This is a genomic window from Tardiphaga sp. 813_E8_N1_3 (assembly GCF_051811025.1).
Lineage (GTDB): Bacteria > Pseudomonadota > Alphaproteobacteria > Rhizobiales > Xanthobacteraceae > Tardiphaga.
In genome coordinates this window covers 5,409,569-5,428,766 of the sequence record NZ_JBPWQE010000001.1, presented here as the reverse complement: position 1 = coordinate 5,428,766, position 19,198 = coordinate 5,409,569, and the positions used below count along the sequence as shown (strand labels likewise).

Genomic DNA, 19,198 nt, shown 5'->3' with positions numbered 1-19,198 from the left:
TGCTCGCGTGAAATCCAACTATACTTCCGACATCTCATGCAAACGCACGAAGACGTGTTGACAGTCAGTGTCTAGCTTTCTCGTCAATGCTATTCCGGTTTGGCCGTCAGCGCAGGTCGGGCCGTCACGTTGATATGATGACGATTGCGCGCTCCAGCAACACAGGAGGATAACATGAAGGCTGTCATCCAATGCGGCGGAAAGGGAATGCGCTTGCGCCCGCATACATCCATTTTGCCGAAACCGCTCATGCCGATCGGATCGCGGCCCGTACTCGAACTCTTGCTCAAATGGCTCCGACGAAACGGAATCAGAGAAGTCTTCATCACGACTGGATATCTGGGCCACCTTATTCGCAGCGTTTGCGGCGACGGCAATCAGTGGAACATGCAGATCGTTTACACGCAGGAGCTGGAGCCGCTTGGAACGATCGGCCCGCTGTCACTTCTGCGAGAACAACTCGACACGCCGTTTCTCGTTCTCAATGGCGATGTGCTGACGGACCTGAATCTCAGTCAGTTCGTGAGCTGTCATCGACGACATCAGGGTCCCCTCACCATCGCCACCGCCACGCGTCCTACCAAGATGGACTTTGGCGTGATCGACGAGACGGGCGGTTGCGTCACCGGATTCCGCGAGAAGCCTGAACTGTCGCATCTCGTGAGCATGGGCATCTACTGCATGGATCCCTCGGTGCTGGATCGCATTCCGTCAGGTGTTCCATTCGGCTTCGACGATCTGATGGCCCAGATGCTGGAAGAGGAAATACCCGTGAACGTATTCAAGCACAACGGCATGTGGCTCGATATCGGGCGGGTGGACGACTTCCTCAAGGCTCAGGATATTGCATGGGACGAGCAGTCGCCCCCGGCATTCGTGGCAACCGTCGCGGCCTGACGAAGACGCTGCATGTCACGGCTGCTGCTCGTGCAATCTCAAACGTATCGCTGAATCCGGGATTGGAGATGAACATGCTATTGGTATCAGAGCCAGTCCTGGGTCCGGACGAGCAAACAGCCCTAGCCTCTGTCATCGAGAGCGGCTGGGTTACGATGGGAGACCGGGTCCGGGAGTTCGAACAAGCGTTTGCTCATCTTCATGAGGCCGAGGATTCGATCGCCGTCGGCTCGTGCACGGCAGCCCTCCACCTCATCCTGCACGCGCTCGGCATTGGGCCGGGCGACGAAGTTCTCGTTCCGTCGCTGACCTTCGTCGCCACGGCCAATAGCGTTCTCTATGTGGGAGCACGCCCCGTCTTCGTCGATATCGATTCGGCCGAGATTCCGTTGATGTCGTTGGATGATGCTGAAGCCAAATGCACATCGAGAACCAAAGCGATTATTCTCGTCCATTTCGCTGGCTACCTCGCACATCGCGATACCTGGCAGTCCTTCGCTCGTCGCAAGGGCCTGCTCCTGATCGAGGATGCAGCTCATGCGCCCGGACTGTCCGCAGTGGGGACTTTTGGCGAGGCGGCGGCATTCAGCTTCTATGGCAACAAGAACATGACGACCGCCGAGGGCGGCGCCATTATCGCCCGTAGCCGCGCTTTGAGGGAAACCATCAGGCGAGCACGGTCTCATGGCATGACAAGCAGCACACGACAGCGCCTCACCAGTCGTCGTCCCGATTACGATGTCACGATCCTCGGATTCAACTATCGTATGGATGATTTGCGCGCTGCCGTTGGCCTTGCCCAACTCAAGAAACTTCCGGAATGGAATGACACCAGGCGACGCCTGTCGCTGTGCTATCGTCAGTTGATGGCGGAGCATTGCCCTGCGGTGATGATACCCTTCGCGAATCCTTGGCCATCGGCGCATCATCTGATGCCGGTTGTTTTGCCGGCGGGAACCGACCGGCAGCCCGTGATCGATCGACTACGCAAGCGCGGTATACAGACCACCATTCACTATCCCGCCGTACATCACCTGACGTTCTACCGAGAGCTTTACCCCGATACGTTCTTGCCGCGAACCGAGGAATTTGCCCAACGGGAGCTCACGCTGCCGTTGCATCCCCGAATGAACCCAGCCGATGTGGAGCAGGTGGTGAATTCCCTTGCAGGCGCACTTGGCACGGAGTTTCCACTAGGGGCAATCGCATAGCCATGCGCGGGGCAGCGAACCAGCTCCTGGCGTCAACTCCTGTTACGCAGGTGGGCTTGCGGCGCGCCCTTGATATTCTGTTTGCCGGTGCTGCGACAGCCAGTCTCGCTCCTCTCTTTCTGATCGTAGCACTTGCTATCTGGATCGAAGGCGGAAGGCCGATTTTGTTCTCGCAATTTCGTCTCGGGCAAAATGGACGACCATTCCTCATGTATAAATTTCGCAAGTTCAGGTCGGATTGCGATCTGCATGGATACCCTCTCACAGTAGAGGGGGATGGCCGCTTGACCATGATTGGTCGCTTCCTTGCCGCGAGCAAGCTGGACGAGTTACCGCAACTCTGGAACGTCTTGCGCGGCGACATGGCGCTCGTGGGACCGCGGCCCGAATCGCTCGCATTCTTCGACTGCTTTCACAATGGGTTCGAGAAGCTTCTCGACCACAAGCCCGGCCTTGTTGGTCCGTGCCAAGTCATGTTTCGGCATGAAAGCAAGCTTTATCCCGCTGACGTCGCGGCTGTGGATTTCTATCGACAAGTTCTGTTCCCGACCAAGGCGAAAATCGATCTCGCTTATTTCCCGCGTCGAACATTGGCTTCCGATCTCGGCTGGATTCTTCGTGCAGCCTGGGCAATCGCCGTGGGATCGTGGACTGAATGCACGCCGAAGGATCAATCGGAAGACTCTGGACAATAAACCGGGGATTGACAGCCATGAGCTACCTTGGTGCAAGAATTCTCGTTACGGGAGCCGACGGTTTCATTGGTTCGCACCTGACCGAAGCGCTTGTTTCGGCAGGAGCCAACGTTACCGCTCTTGCCCAGTACAATTCCTTCGATAGCCATGGTTGGCTGGACGATCTGCCGGATTCGACCCGAAAGAAAGTCAATCTCGTTCGCGGCGACATCCGCGATGCGGCTTTCGTGGGTCGCCTCGTACCCGGCCACGAGATCGTTTTTCATCTCGCGGCACTGATTGCGATCCCCTATTCCTACGTCGCTGCGCAATCCTATGTCGAGACGAACGTACTCGGCACCTTGAATGTGCTCGAAGCCGCGCGGCAGCACGGCACCGAGCGGGTCATTCACACGTCGACCAGCGAGGTCTACGGCACGGCCATAACAATGCCGATCGATGAAAATCATCCATTGCAGGGACAATCGCCGTATTCCGCTTCCAAAATAGCCGCAGACATGATGGCGGGGGCTTTTGCGAAGTCGTTCGGCGTACCGGTCGTCATCCTCAGGCCATTCAATACGTTTGGGCCACGACAAAGCGAAAGGGCGATCATCGCCGCCATTATACGGCAAGCGCTCGATCCCTCTTGCCCGGCGATCATGATCGGCGACGCAACAACCGTGCGCGATCTCACATTCGTCGCAGATACGGCAGCCGCGTTCATGGCTGCCGGGCTGGCTGAGGGCATCGAATACGGCCAGCCATATAACGCAGGTAGCCAGCGGGCGATCATGATCCGCGACCTGATTGACGTCATCGTCGACCTTACTTCCAGCGACAAGCCTGTGCTTCAGGAGGAGAAGCGTCTGCGACCGACAAATTCGGAAGTGCGAGCGTTGCTCGCTGATTGCACCCGCTTCGTCCATGCAACGGGATGGTCACCGCAGGTCACGCTGCGGGAAGGGTTGGAACGGACAGTTGATTGGTGGCGTCATCGCCTTTCGGGAAAGCAAGTCCGGCGGCAGAGGGATTTCATCACATGATGGCCCTGCTGGGTTATGCCCGAGCTCTCCTGTGCTGTGGCGCCCTTGTCTTGCTCGCTTCCTCGAGACCCGCCTTAACGGAATCGCTCGCAAACGCCCAATTCCTCCCGGCGCCCGCCATGGATCTGCCTGGCTATCTCGCGCCAGCCGTCGATGCATCCCTCGGCACGACCTTTGTACGCGTGACCACGCCTGACAGTCCGATGGGAAACGGCCTGGCTTGCAAGCGTTCCTATTGCACCCATCGCTATTCGAGCGCGCAGGCGTGGAATGCCGACCAGAGCCTGCTTTTGATTGTCAACGGATGCAATGGCTTGTGCTTTCTTGATGGGCACACCTATGCCCCACTGTTCCGGCGACAGCGCGGGGGTGAATGCGAATGGCATCCGCAAGATCCAGAGCTCATGATTTGTGTCGCCGGGCGTCGCATTTCGCGATGGGCGCCGCGAAGCAACGCCGAAGATGTAATTCTTGAGACTGAAGCATATCGTGAGCTTCAATTCGGCCCCTACAAAGGCAATCCATCATGGGACGGTAACCGTATCGTGGTGCGCGCCATCAGCCAGCAGGGCACGCTTGTCGCATTTGCGGTGAATCTTTCGGATCGTCGGAAATTTCCCGACATTGAGCTGGCGCGAATTCCCGGCAAAAACAGCTATTGCGGAATTTCGCCGCTGGGCAAGTACATATTCTGCCAGCAATCTCTCATTGACTTCACAGATCAAGCATTTGTCTTCAGCATTGAGGGCGATCTCCTGCAGAGCTGGACCGAGCATCACCGGCCCGGCCACGGTGACATGACCGTCGATGCCGGCGGTGATGAAGTTTATGTCGGTATCAGCAAGTCGGTGCCCGACAAGTATCAGGTCATCAAGCGGAGACTCCAGGACGGACAGGTAACGGCGCTCGCTCCTTACGGCGAAGCTCAGCATGCATCGATGCGGGCGATACGCCGTCCCGGCTGGGTCTTCATGAGTTATGCCGGCGCCGCGCTCGCTCCCGCTGGCGGTCAAAGAGTGGCTCCGTTCGCTCAGGAAGTTATCGCACTTAAAATCGATGGCAGTGGCGAATTTCGACGTATCGCGCATACGCGCAATGCTCCGTATGACTATTGGAGCGAAACGCATGGCTCACCTTCTCCTGATGGATCGCAAGTCATCTGGTCGAGCAACTGGGGGCAACGAGGCGGGCCGGTATTTGATTTTGTTTCCCGCATCGACTGGGCTGATCGAGACAGCGGAGGCAGCTTAGCGCAAGGAGATCGTCATGGAAGGCAACAGGCGCAGTAAGACTCTCAGCTATGTCCCTAGCAGCTTCTGGGCTGGAATCGTTGTCTTGGCAGGCAGCAGCGCTTGCCTTGGAGCTCAATACAGCCTCGCACCCGGCGATACTGTCGAGGTGTCGGTCGGTGGAGCGCCTGAACAGCGCAATAGAGCTCAGATCCAGATGGACGGCACCATTGCTCTTCCAGGGATCGGTGCGGTACCGGTTGCCGGTCTGACCCCGGCGGAACTTCAGGCCCGCATGGAGACGCTGCTGCAGTCCAGGATCCTGCGTCAGCGTGCGCCGGACGGGCGCGAGCAGGCGCTCGTCATCAAGCCCGGAGATGTGATCACAAGCGTCGTGGACTACCGACCGATCTATGTCACTGGCGACGTTCTCACGCCCGGACAGTTGGTGTATCGCGCGTCCATGACTGTACGCCAAGCCGTCGCGGTGGCCGGTGGCTTTAGCCTGTTGCGCTCTCGCGGTCAGATCGGTGCCGTCGATCCGGCAGATCTGTTGCGCGATTACCAATCTTTGTCGACCGAGTACATCAAAGAGTATCTCCACGTGATCCGCACCAATGCGGAACTCCAGGGCAATGACAGCTTCGATCAGAAGATACCTAGTGAAGTATCTTTGCCGGCCTCCGTCATCGAGGCGATCGTGCAATCCGAGGCGGCGTCACTAAAGACTGCGCAGCTTGACTATCGTAAGGAACGGAGCTTTCTGGAGGATGCCGTAAAACAATCGGATGCGCAGCTCTCAACCCTCAGGAAGCAGCAGGACGGTGAGGAAAAGGGTGTGCAGGCTGATGAGGATGAGCTGGATCGGGTAGCCAAGTTGTTTGGCGCGGGATCGTTGCCAAGCCCTCGTGTCACGGAAAGCCGACGCGCTCTTCTGTTGTCGTCGACGCGGCGTCTTCAAACGATGGTCGAAGTCATGCGGCTGCAACGTCAGCGCGACGACTTCTTGCGCCAGATAGAGCGGGTCGCCAATCAGCGAACCATCAATCTGTTGCGCGAGGTGAAGGATTCAACCGTTCGCATGGCGGACTTACGGGTTAAATTGCAGGCGTTGAGTCAAAAATTGCAGCCTGTCGGTGGTGTGGGAGCATTGCCTGTCGGAACCAGCGATCTCCGAGCAGAGGTAACGATCGCGCGAAAGGTCGGCCAGCAGTGGAACAGGATCGCCGCATCAGTTGATTTCGATGTAGAGCCGGGAGATGTGGTCGAAGTCTCGCTGCGCCCTTCGGGAGTAGCCAGCGCATCTAACTGAGCCATTGGCACAAGCGGGAGTACCTACAATGGGTACGGCTATTCACAGCCTCTGGCCCGATGGCCCGCACAGAACTGCGCGCTGAGGTTGCGCACCGCTTTTCAGGCAGCATTTCTTCCATTTCCTCCATGTCAGTCGGACCGCTAGAGGCCCTGCGAATGCGGATCGCCTCGGCCAAGTGTGCAGTCGGGTTACCCCGATTTGAACATTTACATGGCTCGTCGAAATTGGAATGCTTTCGGCACGATCAATCCTTGTCATCCGGTCGAAGTAGTAGGCAAAGGGAATGACGAAATGTTGAACTTGAACCAGAGTGCCGCATTGCCTGGCGCGATTGCGTCGCTTCATCCCTGCAAAGAATCAATCTTCAACATTTCGAATCGCGCTCCCCTTGTCAGGCCAGACGCTGATCCAGACAAGAAGCCCGACCTTGGCGAACAACGTGACGTGCTACATGCGGTTCTGGCGCGTATTGGCTGCGGGCAAGTTCTGCTCAAACGTGGCTGTGTGCTTGACGTGAGCGCAATCGGACGTGCGATATTGGAACGCGAATGCAAACTCACCGCCAGTCCTGAAACACTCTACAGCGCCGTAAAGCAGTTGGTGAACCGCGCGGGGGCCCAAATTCCCGTTGGCTCGACATCATGGCTCGCTACTTCCTTCAAGGAAGGCGTCACCAGTCTTGTAAGCCAGATGGTCAATGTTTGGACGGATGAAACCAGTACTATCATCCTGCTCGATCTCGATGCTCATCCGGAGCCGACCCCCCAGGCGCTGCGATGTTTGTTCGGCTTCACAGCCGCGGAAACCCAGCTTGCAGTCGAATTGGCGCGCGGCCATAATTTACTTGATATTGCTCGCTCCCGACGGCTAAGCCGGACGACCATCCGCTCACACCTGGCCTCTCTGTTCGTCAAGACACAGACACGGCGGCAGGCGGAGCTGGTAGCACTACTGGGACGCGTCGCCGTCCTGCCTTCTCCCGGCAATTGAGTCCGACGATAGGCATCTACGCAGGTCTCCTTGTTCATGCGGGCATAAACACAGCAGCAAGTGAAGCGGGTCGCTGACCGGCTGCTTTGCTCCGACGTTTGAACTGAGTCCGGACCTGACGATACGGCGCTTCAGCTTGCGCACGTCATGCCAATCGCACTTCGGAGTACTCCTCCTAGTATCGGTGCCAAAATTCCTCAGGATCGCCGAATATTTCCGACGCCGCCGTCATTCGAACGCATGAAGACACTTTGTGATCACCCCGTAAGCTCGCACCGTCCGCTCATATTCGAAGACATTGAAATACGTCTGTAGCCGGATTTTCCGGCTCGACCGAGCTGCATTCCGATTGCGACCGAAAGGATTAGCATGACGTTGCATGTGCTTTGCGTAGGAGGCGAGGATCATGCCCTGCGGATCCCATTTCTGGCAGCCTTGCGCAGCCGTGGCTTTCGGGTGAGCGCTGCCGGAACTGGCGCTGCACTCCCGTTCTCAAATAGCGGCATCGAGTATCATCGCTATGACTTCAATAGGTTCGGCGCACGGGTAGCCGACCGCCTAGCCGTCGGCCAGCTCTCACAGCTCGTACGTGACATTCGACCGGACGTTGTTCAAACGTTCGATACCAAACCAAACCTGCTCGCCCCACTTGCGGTGAGAGGCGCAATCCCCATTGTGCGCACCATCAACGGAATGGGTTGGGTATTTTCCTCGGCACACCTGAAAGCTCTTGCATTCAGGCCAGCCTACCTAGCGCTGCAGCGGTTGGCAGCCTGCTGGACCTCGGCAACGGTATTTCAAAACAAGGAGGATGGCGATTTCTTCCGCCGCTATCGTCTGCTTGGCAACAGTCCTGCTGTACTGATCGGAAGTTCGGGAATCGATGTCGATGCTTTCGAGACAGCGCGGGCTCAGGCGCCGTCCGCCGTGCAACTTCGTACAGAACTCGGACTCGGTGACGACGAAGTCGTCATGACTGTGAGCCGACTGACCGTGCAAAAGGGTATACCTACGCTTCTGGATGCGGCGGCGATTGTCCGCGAATCCCGACCCCGCGTTCGTTTTCTGCTTGTCGGTCCCAGGGAGAGCGAAGGTCCTTTTGCCGTGGATCAGGCTTTGATTGATCGATACGCACCACACGTCGTCGCTCTCGGTGCGCGATCCGACGTTCCTGCGCTTCTCGGAATCGCGAATGTCTTTGCCTTCCCGACAGAGTATCGCGAAGGAATTCCCCGTGTTCTGCTGGAAGCAGGATTGGCGGGTGTGCCTATTGTCGCCACGCGTATGCCAGGCTGCGGCGATGTTGTGGTGGAGAACTGCAATGGCCATCTGGTGCGGCCTCGCGACCCGCGTGCGCTCGCCGCAGCCATTCTTGATCTTCTCCAAAATCCTGCCCGCGCAAAGAGCATGGGACAGCGCTCGATCGCACTCGTGCGCCGTGAATTCGACCTGAACGTCGTGGCTGACCGCTACGCCGATCTTTACAGGAAGCTGATTTTCACCGGGAGGCGAAGCGAAGACACGACTGTTCTATCTCGCGACATCAATGAAGATCGAACGGCTAGCCAGCACGGAGGGAAATCACCATGATCGCCAATGCGCTTCTCTCTTTTGGCATCGTACTTACGACAGCTTCACAGCTGCGCCTTCCCGGAATTCCGCTGGGTGTTGGCGAGATCTGTCTCGTCCTATGGCTTGCTTTCGTCTCATTGCGGGCCGTTGTTACCGGCCAGATTTACAACGCGACAGCTTTGCTCCGAATCGGTGCGTTTTGGGCCTGTCTTGCACTCGCTCTGAGCGTAGGGACATGCGTGGCCTATCTGAGTCAGGAGCTGGACCTTCCTACGATGTTGCACGACACCTTCGCGTATCTGTTGGTGGCAGCTTTGACCTGCCTCATCGTCGCAACGATGGAAGCCAACGCTGCCCTACGCCAAACCCAATGGTTCCTGCTCGCTTTCTGGAACATCGCGCTGGTCCTTCAGATCGCTGCGGGATGGTCCATCATCAGCCTGCCGTCGGTCGATCCATGGTACTGGGATCGATTTCGAGGCTGGGCGGAGAATCCGAATCAGATCGCTCTCTATTGCGCCGTTTTGACGCCGCTGTCTCTCAGCCTTGCCCTGTCGGCCAAAGGGTTTGGCCGCGTAGCGGGATCGTTCAGTTGCCTGTTAACCTTCGCCGTCGGACGCCTGACCAAAAGCGATACATTTCTTGTTGCGATGGTGATTGCCACCGCGATCTTTTCTGTGCTGCGTTTGCGCAGTTGGCTGACCTCGTCACAGCACAGATTAAATTTTCGGTCTGTGGTCGCGGTTCTGGTCATCGCCGCCGCCGTCCCTCTGGCGCTCACATTAGCACCGTATGCCGTCGCGACCGCCGATGAGTTCGAAGGTCTGGCGATCAGTTTGGCTAAGGACCGTGGCGGCGAGGCAACGAAGCGCACCGCGTCCCTGCGGCTGCAACTCTGGGAAGATGCACTCCATCGAGGGCTGGAATCCGGATCGCTCGGGCTCGGGCCGGGCCCGCATCTCGAGAAGCCGAACGTCGCCAATAACAAGGCGCTTCCAACTCCTTTCGAAGCCCATAGCACACTGCTGGATATATTTACGCAAGGTGGCCTGCTCGCTGTGATTGCCGTTTGCGGCCTCTTCGCGGGCACGTTCATACTCATGTTCCGCGCGAAGCTCGATGCTCTGGCAGCATTGTTCGTTGCGCTGGCCATTTTCAGCATCAGCCATTTCATCTTGCGTCATCCCATTGTGTGGTTCGCGTTCGCTCTCAGTCTGATCCTCGGATCGGCGCGCACTCCGTCGCCGCATACGCGCATCGGAAGCTAGATCATGTGTGGAATCGCCGGAATTCTTCAGATGCCAAGCGCTCCTCGATCCGCCGATCTGGATGCGATTGGGCGAATGACGAATCGTTTGCACCATCGCGGACCTGATGCTTACGGTTCGTGGTGCGATCGCGATGCCGGGATTGCATTAGGGCATCGCCGGCTCGCCATCGTTGACCTCACGGACGCGGGGCGACAACCGATGCTTTCCGAGAGCGGACGGTTCGTCATCACGTTCAATGGCGAGATTTACAATTACTTGTCGCTGCGACAGGAGCTCCAACGCCTCGGCCAGAACTTCATCGGCGGCAGCGATACCGAGGTCTTGCTCGCGATGATCGAGAGATGGGGATTTGAAGCAGCCCTGGGGCGCAGCAATGGCATCTTCGCAATCGGCCTCTGGGATCGCCAGACCCGCACTCTCCATCTGGCTCGCGATCGAATGGGAAAGAAGCCCCTGTACGTCGCCAGAACGCCAAACGCTGCTGTCTTTGCTTCAGAATTAAAGGCGATCGATGCGTTCCCCGATTTCCATCCGGAGATCAATCCGTGCGGGGTCGCTGAGTTTCTCGCCCGCGGCTGGTTGCCGGATGAACATTGCATATGGCAAGACGTCTTCAAACTTCCACCCGGCAGCATTCTATCCTTCAGCGCCGATGATCTTCTGACATCGCGGGATGCTGCAGAGCTTCGAACAAAGACGCGTACCTGGTGGTCGCTGACTGACATCGCAAAGAACGGCCGAGAAAACCTCGTTTCCGCGGACGATTGCCAGCTCGTGTCGCATCTTGATGGCTTGCTTCGCGAGGCCGTCAGTGAGCGCATGGTCGCCGACGTGCCAATCGGGCTGTTCCTGTCCGGTGGCATCGACAGTTCAACTGTCGTCGCCCTGATGCAATCCCAATCCGCCCGGCCCGTCCGCACGTTCACTATCGGTTTCGGCGAGCCCGCCTTCGACGAAGCGGCCAGTGCCGCGGCGGTGGCTCGTCACCTCGGCACGGACCACACGGAGCTACGTCTCACTCCCTCGGAGGCCAGAGATGTCATTCCCGATCTGCCTCGTATTTGGGACGAGCCGTTCGCCGACGAATCGCAGATTCCGACACTGCTGCTATCTCGCCTCGCCCGCCGGGATGTAACTGTTGTCCTCTCCGGTGACGGCGGCGACGAATGTTTTGCTGGATACTCCAGGCATCTTTTGACCGCCCGTCTGGCTCCCCTCCTGAACTCCAATCGGGCAATTCGGCGAACGGCGGCAATAGGTGTGTCATTGCTCGCCCGCGGTGTGCGGGAGGACATCGCCGACGCCCTGCCTCTTCCGGGCCGTCTGCGACGGATGATCGGAAGCGACCGGATTAACCGCCTTGCGCAACTGTTTGCAGGCAATGACGCCGACGACATGTATCGGAAAGTCATGCAGCTTTCCGAACTGCAGTTGACCCCGGAGCAGATGGTCACCGAGTCGAGCAAGGTGCCGCCGCTGAACGATCTTCTATCCGATTTCATTGTGCGAGACATGATCGGTTATCTCCCCGGCGACATTCTGGTGAAGCTCGATCGCGCCAGCATGGCGACAGGCCTAGAGGCGCGCTGTCCAATTCTCGACCATCGCGTCGTGGAATTCTCCTGGCGGCTGCCGAACACGGCCAAGGTGCGCGACGGGCAGGGAAAGTGGATCTTGCGGCAGGTTCTCGATCGTTATGTGCCGCGCCAGTTGATAGATCGTCCCAAGCAAGGATTCGACGTGCCTGTTGGCGCCTGGTTGAAAGGCCCCCTGCGCTCATGGGCTGCAGACCTGCTCTCCGAATCACGCCTTAACCAGCAGAATTTGCTGGATACGCAAAGAGTCCAGAACTGCTGGCAGGATCATCTGAGTGGCAATCGCGATCACTCGCGAACGCTATGGGCCGTCTTGATGTTGCAGTCATGGCTGGAAACGACGGTCGAACAGAGAGTGTCCCGAACAACAGATACCCTCGAGCCCGCACAGTAGAGGAACTAGCTATGGAAGCGTTAGTAGGAAGACGCATTCGACCGCTGCAGGCTCTTTCGCCGGATATGGCAGAGGACGAATTTGGGCGGCGCCTGACGGAACAATCCTTGGCTTCAAATGATGGTCTCCACTCTTTAAATCGCGTGCTGGATAGCGTGCGGAAGTACAGGCGGCTTGTCGTCAGGATGATTGTCATCGGCGCCTTGCTGGCCGGAGTAGCCGGCTTTCTTATGTCTCCTTCTTACATCGCGACGGCACAACTTGCTGTTGACGTCCGACAGTCCGGCGCAGCCGATGCCTTAAACGCCGGTGGCGCGTCCGCAGCGCCTACACCAGCTGCTGAGGAATCCACCATCGACACACATGTCACGGTGCTGCTCTCCGACGCCTATCTGCGGAGACTTCTCCCAACGCTCCGCGCTCTCGAGGATGCGAGGCACGGTGCGGAAGCGGGTTCACGAACGTGGATGCAAAGCTTGCGCACGCTCTTTCGTCGTACATGGTCAGCAACCAAGGAGCTGCTACTTGGCAAGAACCATGAGCCCGATGACGGATCCGCTCTCGCTGCGCTAAAGCGCAGCCTGAGGGTTGGTCAGGAGCGGCGCTCCAGAATCATCGCCGTTACCTCTACGGCCTCCGACCCGCAACGAGCGGCGGAAATCGCTAATACGGTGGCGCAATCGTATGTCGATGAAGTCGCGCGTCAGAAGCAAAGCGATGTGGAGTATGCTTTGAGCTCCCTCGCGACACAATCATCCAAAGTCCAGCGCGACTTGGTAAAAGCCGAGGAGGAACTAAAGGCCTCCCGTCTTGGCCAACCCTCCCGGGACGCCGCGCTAGAATGGCAAGTCACCACCCTGGCGCAACAGTTTGAAACGCTCCTGCGGCGACGGCAGGAGCTAATCGCAAAAGGTCTGACCGCGCAATCAGACGTCGGTCTTCTTGCCACGGCCACGCCGCCAGAACGACCGACCTCATTACACCCGTTACTTATGATTCCTCCTGCGGCAATTATCTTCGCTCTGCTGGCTTGTGTTCTCGCAGTCATATTGAACCACTTCGATCGGACCCTGCACACGGAAGCCGACGCCACCGAAGCTCTGCGTATTCCATGCGCCGGACTGATACCTGCGATTCCACTGGAGCCAGACAAACAGCCCCATTATGCTTTGGAGCAACCTGCGAGCCACTATGCCAGAGCAATCCGCTCCATTCTGGTATCCATACTGGCCCCCGACCCGGCAACCCCACGATCGCAGCGTGTCGTCCTTGTCAGCTCCAGCATCGGTGGGGAAGGCAAAACCACACTTGCATGGAGCCTTGGTCTTTACGCTGCTCGGCTCGGGTGGCGCACTCTACTTCTTGACTTTGGTCAATTCACTCGTCGACCGGGTGGCGAGAGCGCCAACTTACTCAGTGTACTGGCGTATGGTCGTCCACTTGCAGACGCGATCGAGCATATCCATGAATCTGGAATTGACTATCTGCCGGCAACATCGTCTGGCGGACACCGGCTTCGGATTCTCGCTGATCCTAAGATTTCTTCGTTGCTCCGACAACTGAGCGATACCTATGATTTCGTGATCATCGACGGACCCTCGTTGCTGGAAGCCCCGGAAGCAAGACTTCTGGCGAGTTGGGCTGACCACGTTTTGCTCGCCATTCACTCTGGAAGCACCGATCGTGAGGCGGCGCAGACCGCGCTGCATCAACTTGTTCGGACAGAACATCTCAACCCTGCCCAGAACACGAGATTCTCATCTGTCTTAACTCGCGTCGAGCCGCCACAGCAGGACCAGTTCGGTGAGCGCGCACAGCAACTGTTCAAGAGGATTTGGGACGCACTTCGCCGGCGGTCGAAGACAGCAATCACCTGGCGAACGTGGGGCGGAGACGCAATCGAGCTGAAGCGTTCCGGATCACCCAAACTGAATCCCCGCAATTGGTTAAGAAGCGATTGAGGGCAGCATGATTATCGAGACCTTCGGTCCACCAGGCGCTGGCAAAACAACCTTTAGTGAGGCACTCGCTCAACGCCTGCGCGACCGTGGGTATGAAGTCGACCTCGTACTCACGTTGCCGCATCTATCCAATCATCTTCTTAACTTTGGTGGATTTCTTCCAGCGCTGCAGCGCGTCACTCTTGCCATCTTCGCCACTATCGCAATCTTGTGCCGTCCTGTCGCAAATGCCCGAGGGCTGCGTCTGGCGAAAGAGTTGCTCCGACTGATGCCACCCAACAATCCCGTCTGGTGGATCAGGCTTAGCCAATACGTCGTTCGATTTTCCTGCGTGTGGAGAGATTCACACAAGCCCGATCGCATCGTCTTGTTCGACCAGGGATTTGTGCAGATCGTTTGCACCTTGGCCCTGTTTAGCCGAGCAGACGAGAAGACGATCGCTCATGCTATCGGTATGAGGACGCAATCAGATCTGCTGATCCGCTTTGATGCTCCGGAGGAACTGTTGGAACAGCGCCTCCATGAGCGAGTACGCCAGAAAACGTACATGGAGAAATGGTTCGAACCCGATGTAGGTACCTTTCTCAAGGCAAAGCCGATTACTGATTACGTTGGCTCGCTGCTCGCGGCCGAGCATCAACAGATGATCTGCATCAATTCGCTCGATCCCAGCCTGATGTCCAAGGCTCTCGATCGTATCGAAGAGGAAGTCTCCAGCAAGTTCAGGCCCGACAGGGCGGTCGGTTTGTCACCTGGGGCAGCGGACCACAGTTTGGAGCGCTGTGCGGAGAAGTTCACGCCACCTTTGCCGGCGCCCGAGACGATCGGAACTTTCACAGCTCAGGCTCACCCCGAGCTGGCTAGGCGCATGGCCAGCGCAAGCCTGTGGGCATTCGTTATCTATGTTGGCGGCGCCGGGCTGACGTGCGTGGCTCAACTTGTCATTGCCCGTACGATAGGAGCGACGAGTTACGGTATCTACTCATACGTCCTGGCCTGGACGACCCTTCTCTCCTACATCGCGGGACTCGGGTTCAACACGGTTCTGCTGCGATATGTGCCGGCCTATAGTGCGACCGGAAAGTGGCCATTGGCGCGCGGAGTTATTCAATTTGCATTCGGACGATCATTGTTGGTTGGGATGTTGATTGCGATCTGCGGAATCGCCACCGCACTATTCCTGTCGGAGACGCTTCATCGGGAGCTGACTGTTAGTCTGGCGGTTGGCATGGCGACCGTCCCATTGGTCGCACTTTACGTTCTCGGTTCTGCCACGGTACGCGCGCTGGGTGGCGTCATTTCGGCAATTGCGCCCGAACGCTTCGTTCGGGACGGCCTTATGGTCGTGCTGCTTCTGCTTGCCGTGGCACTCAACGTCACGCCAATCGATGCGACAACGGTTTTGATCGCTTTGATGGCAAGCTCTGCCGTCACAGCCGCTATCGTCGGATTGAGCATGCGGAAGCTTTGGCCGCCACAACTACGCTCGGCGGTGCCGGCTTATGCACCTCGCGACTGGTGGCATCTCGCCTGTCCTGCCATGATCTTGATTGGAGTTGAAGTTCTCATGAGCCGCGCCGGCGTGATTATTCTCGGCTGGACCGGCGATGCTCACGAGGCCGGCATCTTTGCACTGGGGTTGAACTTAGCTCTTTTTCTTGTTCTCCCCCGCATGGCAGTGGGGACTTTCTTTTCACCAAACGTCTCAAAGCTTCACGCTCATCGGAATGAGGCGGCGCTTCAGAGTCTGTTTGCCCGAGCAACTGTCTTGTCACTGACTGGTACAGTCGTGCTGGCACTTCCGCTTCTATTGCTGACGGTGCCACTACTCCGCTTTTTTGGCGAGGAATTCGTTGCAACAGCTCCGGTCGCCCAAATTCTTGTCGTCGGACAGATCTTTGCTGCTGCTACTGGTCCACAGCAAAATCTTCTGACCATGACTGGGCACGAGCGCGCAGCAGCCGCAATCACAGCGATCGGAGCCATCATGAACGTTGTCGCCTGTGCGATCGGCATTGCTTTCTTTGGAGTGATGGGTGCCGCCGTTGCGACGGCCGTGACGAACGTAGCCTGGAACACGGCAATGGCGATCTACATCTACAAACGCGTGAACATGACGGCCGGCCTGCTCTTTGCCTTTGTGGAGTTTCGTCGGCCCGCCGCCGGGTAACCGGAAATTGGATAGAAGCCGGTAAATTGGTGTGGGCTTATCCTTCACTCGAAGGACGCCAATAGCCGACTTGTTAACCTACGATGTTCGTCCCGCAACGGTGAGTACCGTCATGCAACTTCAGAGATTTCCCGATGGATCCTTGGCGAAACGCGCGAAGACGTTCGCTGGCGGGCGCGCACTTTCCGGAGATTCAAGCGAGCCTGCACAAGCCCTCTGGATGAAACCTCCCGAACTGCCCCTCGACCTGGGCGGGCCTGTCGATCGCCCGTTCAATCGTATGGGGGTCGAATTTGCCGACGTGCCCGCGATCACGCATCTGGATGCGGTGGCAAAGAGATTTCCGAACAACGTCGCCATCAGCGATGACACTCGCCAAATCACATATTCGGATTTTCTGATCAGAGTTTTGACGCTGGCCCAGGCGATTGCAGCGGTGGCTCCCGAAGGGCGGGCCGTCGGCCTGTTGTTGCGCCACTCGATCTGGCATCCGATCGCCATGCTTGCATGTATGGCCGCAGGGCGCCCCTTGGTGCCGCTCAATCCGCGCGATCCCGACCAGCGACTTGCCCACATCGTTGCAAATGCGCAGATTTCTGTACTGATCGGCCAGGGCGACGGTAGCTCAACCAAATGGATCGACGGAGACGGCCTGCACTGGATCGATATTACGCGCGTCAACGAACTTTTCGGCGACGCCGCATCGCTTGAGCCGATCTCGGTGGATGCACCTGCCCTCGTGCTCTACACTTCGGGCAGTACCGGACAGCCAAAGGGCGTTGTGAATAGCCAACGGAGCTTGCTCCAGCGCGTCCAGCAATATGCGGATGCATGTCACATCGACGCTACTGACGTCTTCATGCCTCTGAGCGGCCCTACGACCATTGCGGGCACCAGAGAGATGCTCACGGCTTTGTTGACCGGCGCAAGATTGCATATGGCGGATGTCGAGGCCCTTGGCCTTCGCGGCGTGTTGCGTCAGATTCGCTCGCAGCAGATAACGATCGCGTATATCGTTCCCGCTCTCCTGCGGGCAGTGGTTGCCGCGAGCGATACCGGTGATTTCGAGTCGCTCCGGGTTGTCCGGATCGGCGGCGAGAAGGTGCTGTGGACGGATGTTGCACTCGTCCGAAAGGTCGTGAAGCCCTCCTGCTTCATTCAGATCAGCTATTCGTCGACTGAAACCACCGGCACGCAGTGGTTTCTTCCCGACAACTGCAAGGAAAGCGACTTCGGCATGCCCCCGGTTGGCTATTTGCTTCCAGGAATGTCGTTTACCGTCGTCGACGACAATGGAGTGCCTGTGCCCACCGGTGAGGTTGGGGAGCTGATCATCAAGAGCATGCATGTGCTGCTTGGTTACTGGGAGAACGGTCAGGTGCTTCCGGCATTACCCGACCCGGATGATAGCCATTGCCGCATCTTCCCGACAGGCGACCTTGTTATTGTCGATGCGCGCGGATTGATGCAGATGCTGGGACGAAAGGGGCGTCAACTCAAAATCAATGGACGGCGTGTCGAACCGGCTGAACTCGAGGTTGTCGTACGCAGAATTCCCTATGTAAGCGACGCTGTCGCGATCGTCACCGATTCAAACGAGCTGGTTATTTTTGCATCGCCAGGCGCCGAGGCGAAGGCAACATTCACAACTAACGTTCGGGACGTCATCAGGCAGACGCTTCCGACCGCATTGCATCCCACCAGATTGCATGAAATCGCAGAGCTTCCGCGGCTCGCCGGCGGAAAGATAGACGTCGCGAAACTCAAGGTGCTGGATGCCGAGAGCCGAAGAGGTCCAGCCCCACCTCAGCCCCCAGGGGCGGGTGAAGTGAAGCAAGCCGAAAAAATAGTGGCGCAGGTATGGGCGCGGATCCTCGGTACGACCGACGTTGCCAGCCGCTGGGACGAGGCAGGTGGCGATTCCCTCAAGCTTCTGCGATGCGTGATGGAGCTGGAAGAGCTGGTCGGCGAAGAGCTCAACATGGAAGCCTTTACGGTGGACATGAACGCAGCCGATATGATCGAGATCGTCGCTGCAGGAGGTAAAGCGCAGCGGAGACAAGCCGCCGGGGAACTCTTGCCTCATCTTGTGATGTTGCCAGGTTCGATGGGGTACGGCCCAAGTCTGGCGGCGTTCGGGGCGCAGTTGAGCAAGACGGCTCATGTGATCCCGATCCGCTACCCGGATCTGACGTCTGCTCTGACTGGATGCAGTTCGGTCGACCACATGGCGTCGTTGGCCCTGGAGCAGATCAACGCTGTTCATCCTCGCGGCGACATAAGTCTGATCGGCTATTCACTGGGTGGTGGCGTGGCATTTGAAGTGGCAGCCCGGCTGATTGCGGAAGGCCGATCGGTGAAATTCCTAGGCATTCTGGATACGAATATCGGCCCCCGCAGGAGTGACTATCGGGAGACCCTGTCACGTACGTTGCAGCGAGTTAGATCACACCGGGTCACGATGTACCGAATGCTGTGCCGCGCTATCGCAAAATGTGTTGTTCGGCTCCACTGGGAAATGAAGTTCTGCCGAATTCTCGATATGAGGATCTGGAGGCATCTGGCCGACACCCGCTTCATGCTCAAGTTGGAGCTTGAGGAGATTCTCCGGATGCAGGAATTCGGCCGCTGGGTGGCAAGTGCCAAATCTCGCTTGCCAATCACCGGAACGTTATTCCTTTGCAACCGGCGAGGGGCGCCGGCGCACCTCGGTTGGGACTCCTTGTTTGCAAAACTAGACGTTATTCCGATTGCTGGCGGGCATCTCGATCTCGTTATCGACCCACATTTGACGGTCAACCGACCCGTCATCGAACGAGCAATTGCGTCGTCCTGTTCCTGATCTTCGACCAGCAGATCCAACAGATTGGAAC

14 protein-coding genes are annotated in these 19,198 nt (G+C 57.8%); 13 read left to right on the top strand and 1 reads right to left on the bottom strand.

Annotated features, from left to right (window positions below; translation table 11 throughout):
• Positions 1 to 89: 89 nt before the first annotated feature.
• Positions 90 to 326, bottom strand: coding sequence for a hypothetical protein (locus tag AB8A33_RS25650; RefSeq protein ID WP_439096095.1), 237 nt, complete (start codon positions 324 to 326; stop codon positions 90 to 92).
• Between AB8A33_RS25650 and AB8A33_RS25645 the strand changes: the two genes are divergently transcribed.
• The 13 genes from AB8A33_RS25645 (at position 214) to AB8A33_RS25585 (ending at position 19,167) form a co-directional block, all read left to right on the top strand.
• Entirely contained in the window at positions 214 to 897 is a 684-nt protein-coding gene (locus tag AB8A33_RS25645) for a sugar phosphate nucleotidyltransferase (RefSeq protein WP_439096060.1), read from the top strand. The two genes, AB8A33_RS25650 and AB8A33_RS25645, sit on opposite strands and share 113 nt — an antisense overlap.
• Entirely contained in the window at positions 849 to 2,108 is a 1,260-nt protein-coding gene (locus AB8A33_RS25640; RefSeq protein ID WP_439095371.1) for a DegT/DnrJ/EryC1/StrS family aminotransferase, read from the top strand. The genes AB8A33_RS25645 and AB8A33_RS25640 overlap by 49 nt, the downstream gene beginning before the upstream one ends.
• 2 nt (positions 2,109 to 2,110) lie before the next feature.
• The gene (locus AB8A33_RS25635; RefSeq protein WP_439095370.1) at positions 2,111 to 2,803 is read left to right on the top strand and encodes a sugar transferase; all 693 of its coding nucleotides are present in this window, start codon (positions 2,111 to 2,113) and stop codon (positions 2,801 to 2,803) included.
• 17 nt (positions 2,804 to 2,820) lie between these two features.
• The gene (locus AB8A33_RS25630) at positions 2,821 to 3,828 is read left to right on the top strand and encodes an SDR family NAD(P)-dependent oxidoreductase (protein ID WP_439095369.1); all 1,008 of its coding nucleotides are present in this window, start codon (positions 2,821 to 2,823) and stop codon (positions 3,826 to 3,828) included.
• 119 nt (positions 3,829 to 3,947) lie between these two features.
• The gene (locus tag AB8A33_RS25625) at positions 3,948 to 5,117 is read left to right on the top strand and encodes a hypothetical protein (RefSeq protein WP_439095368.1); all 1,170 of its coding nucleotides are present in this window, start codon (positions 3,948 to 3,950) and stop codon (positions 5,115 to 5,117) included.
• A complete protein-coding gene (locus AB8A33_RS25620) occupies positions 5,095 to 6,369 on the top strand; it encodes a polysaccharide biosynthesis/export family protein (RefSeq protein WP_439095367.1) in 1,275 nt (424 codons plus the stop codon). Before AB8A33_RS25625 ends, AB8A33_RS25620 begins: the two co-directional genes overlap by 23 nt.
• 213 nt (positions 6,370 to 6,582) lie before the next feature.
• Complete coding sequence (locus AB8A33_RS25615) at positions 6,583 to 7,362, top strand: helix-turn-helix transcriptional regulator (RefSeq protein WP_439095366.1); 780 nt, start codon at positions 6,583 to 6,585, stop codon at positions 7,360 to 7,362.
• Positions 7,363 to 7,731: 369 nt separating this feature from the next.
• A complete protein-coding gene (locus tag AB8A33_RS25610; RefSeq protein ID WP_439095365.1) occupies positions 7,732 to 8,952 on the top strand; it encodes a glycosyltransferase in 1,221 nt (406 codons plus the stop codon).
• On the top strand, positions 8,949 to 10,202 hold the full coding sequence (locus tag AB8A33_RS25605; protein ID WP_439095364.1) for an O-antigen ligase family protein: 1,254 nt from the start codon (positions 8,949 to 8,951) through the stop codon (positions 10,200 to 10,202). The genes AB8A33_RS25610 and AB8A33_RS25605 overlap by 4 nt, the downstream gene beginning before the upstream one ends.
• Positions 10,203 to 10,205: 3 nt before the next feature.
• Complete coding sequence (gene asnB / locus AB8A33_RS25600; protein ID WP_439095363.1) at positions 10,206 to 12,194, top strand: asparagine synthase (glutamine-hydrolyzing); 1,989 nt, start codon at positions 10,206 to 10,208, stop codon at positions 12,192 to 12,194.
• Positions 12,195 to 12,205: 11 nt separating this feature from the next.
• On the top strand, positions 12,206 to 14,155 hold the full coding sequence (locus AB8A33_RS25595; protein ID WP_439095362.1) for an AAA family ATPase: 1,950 nt from the start codon (positions 12,206 to 12,208) through the stop codon (positions 14,153 to 14,155).
• Between the two features lie 7 nt (positions 14,156 to 14,162).
• Positions 14,163 to 16,325, top strand: coding sequence for an oligosaccharide flippase family protein (locus AB8A33_RS25590; protein WP_439095361.1), 2,163 nt, complete (start codon positions 14,163 to 14,165; stop codon positions 16,323 to 16,325).
• A 112-nt stretch (positions 16,326 to 16,437) separates the two neighbouring features.
• Positions 16,438 to 19,167 carry an AMP-binding protein gene (locus tag AB8A33_RS25585; protein ID WP_439095360.1) on the top strand — a complete coding sequence of 910 codons (2,730 nt, stop codon included), beginning with the start codon at positions 16,438 to 16,440 and terminating at the stop codon, positions 19,165 to 19,167.
• The last annotated feature ends 31 nt before the right edge of the window (positions 19,168 to 19,198 follow it).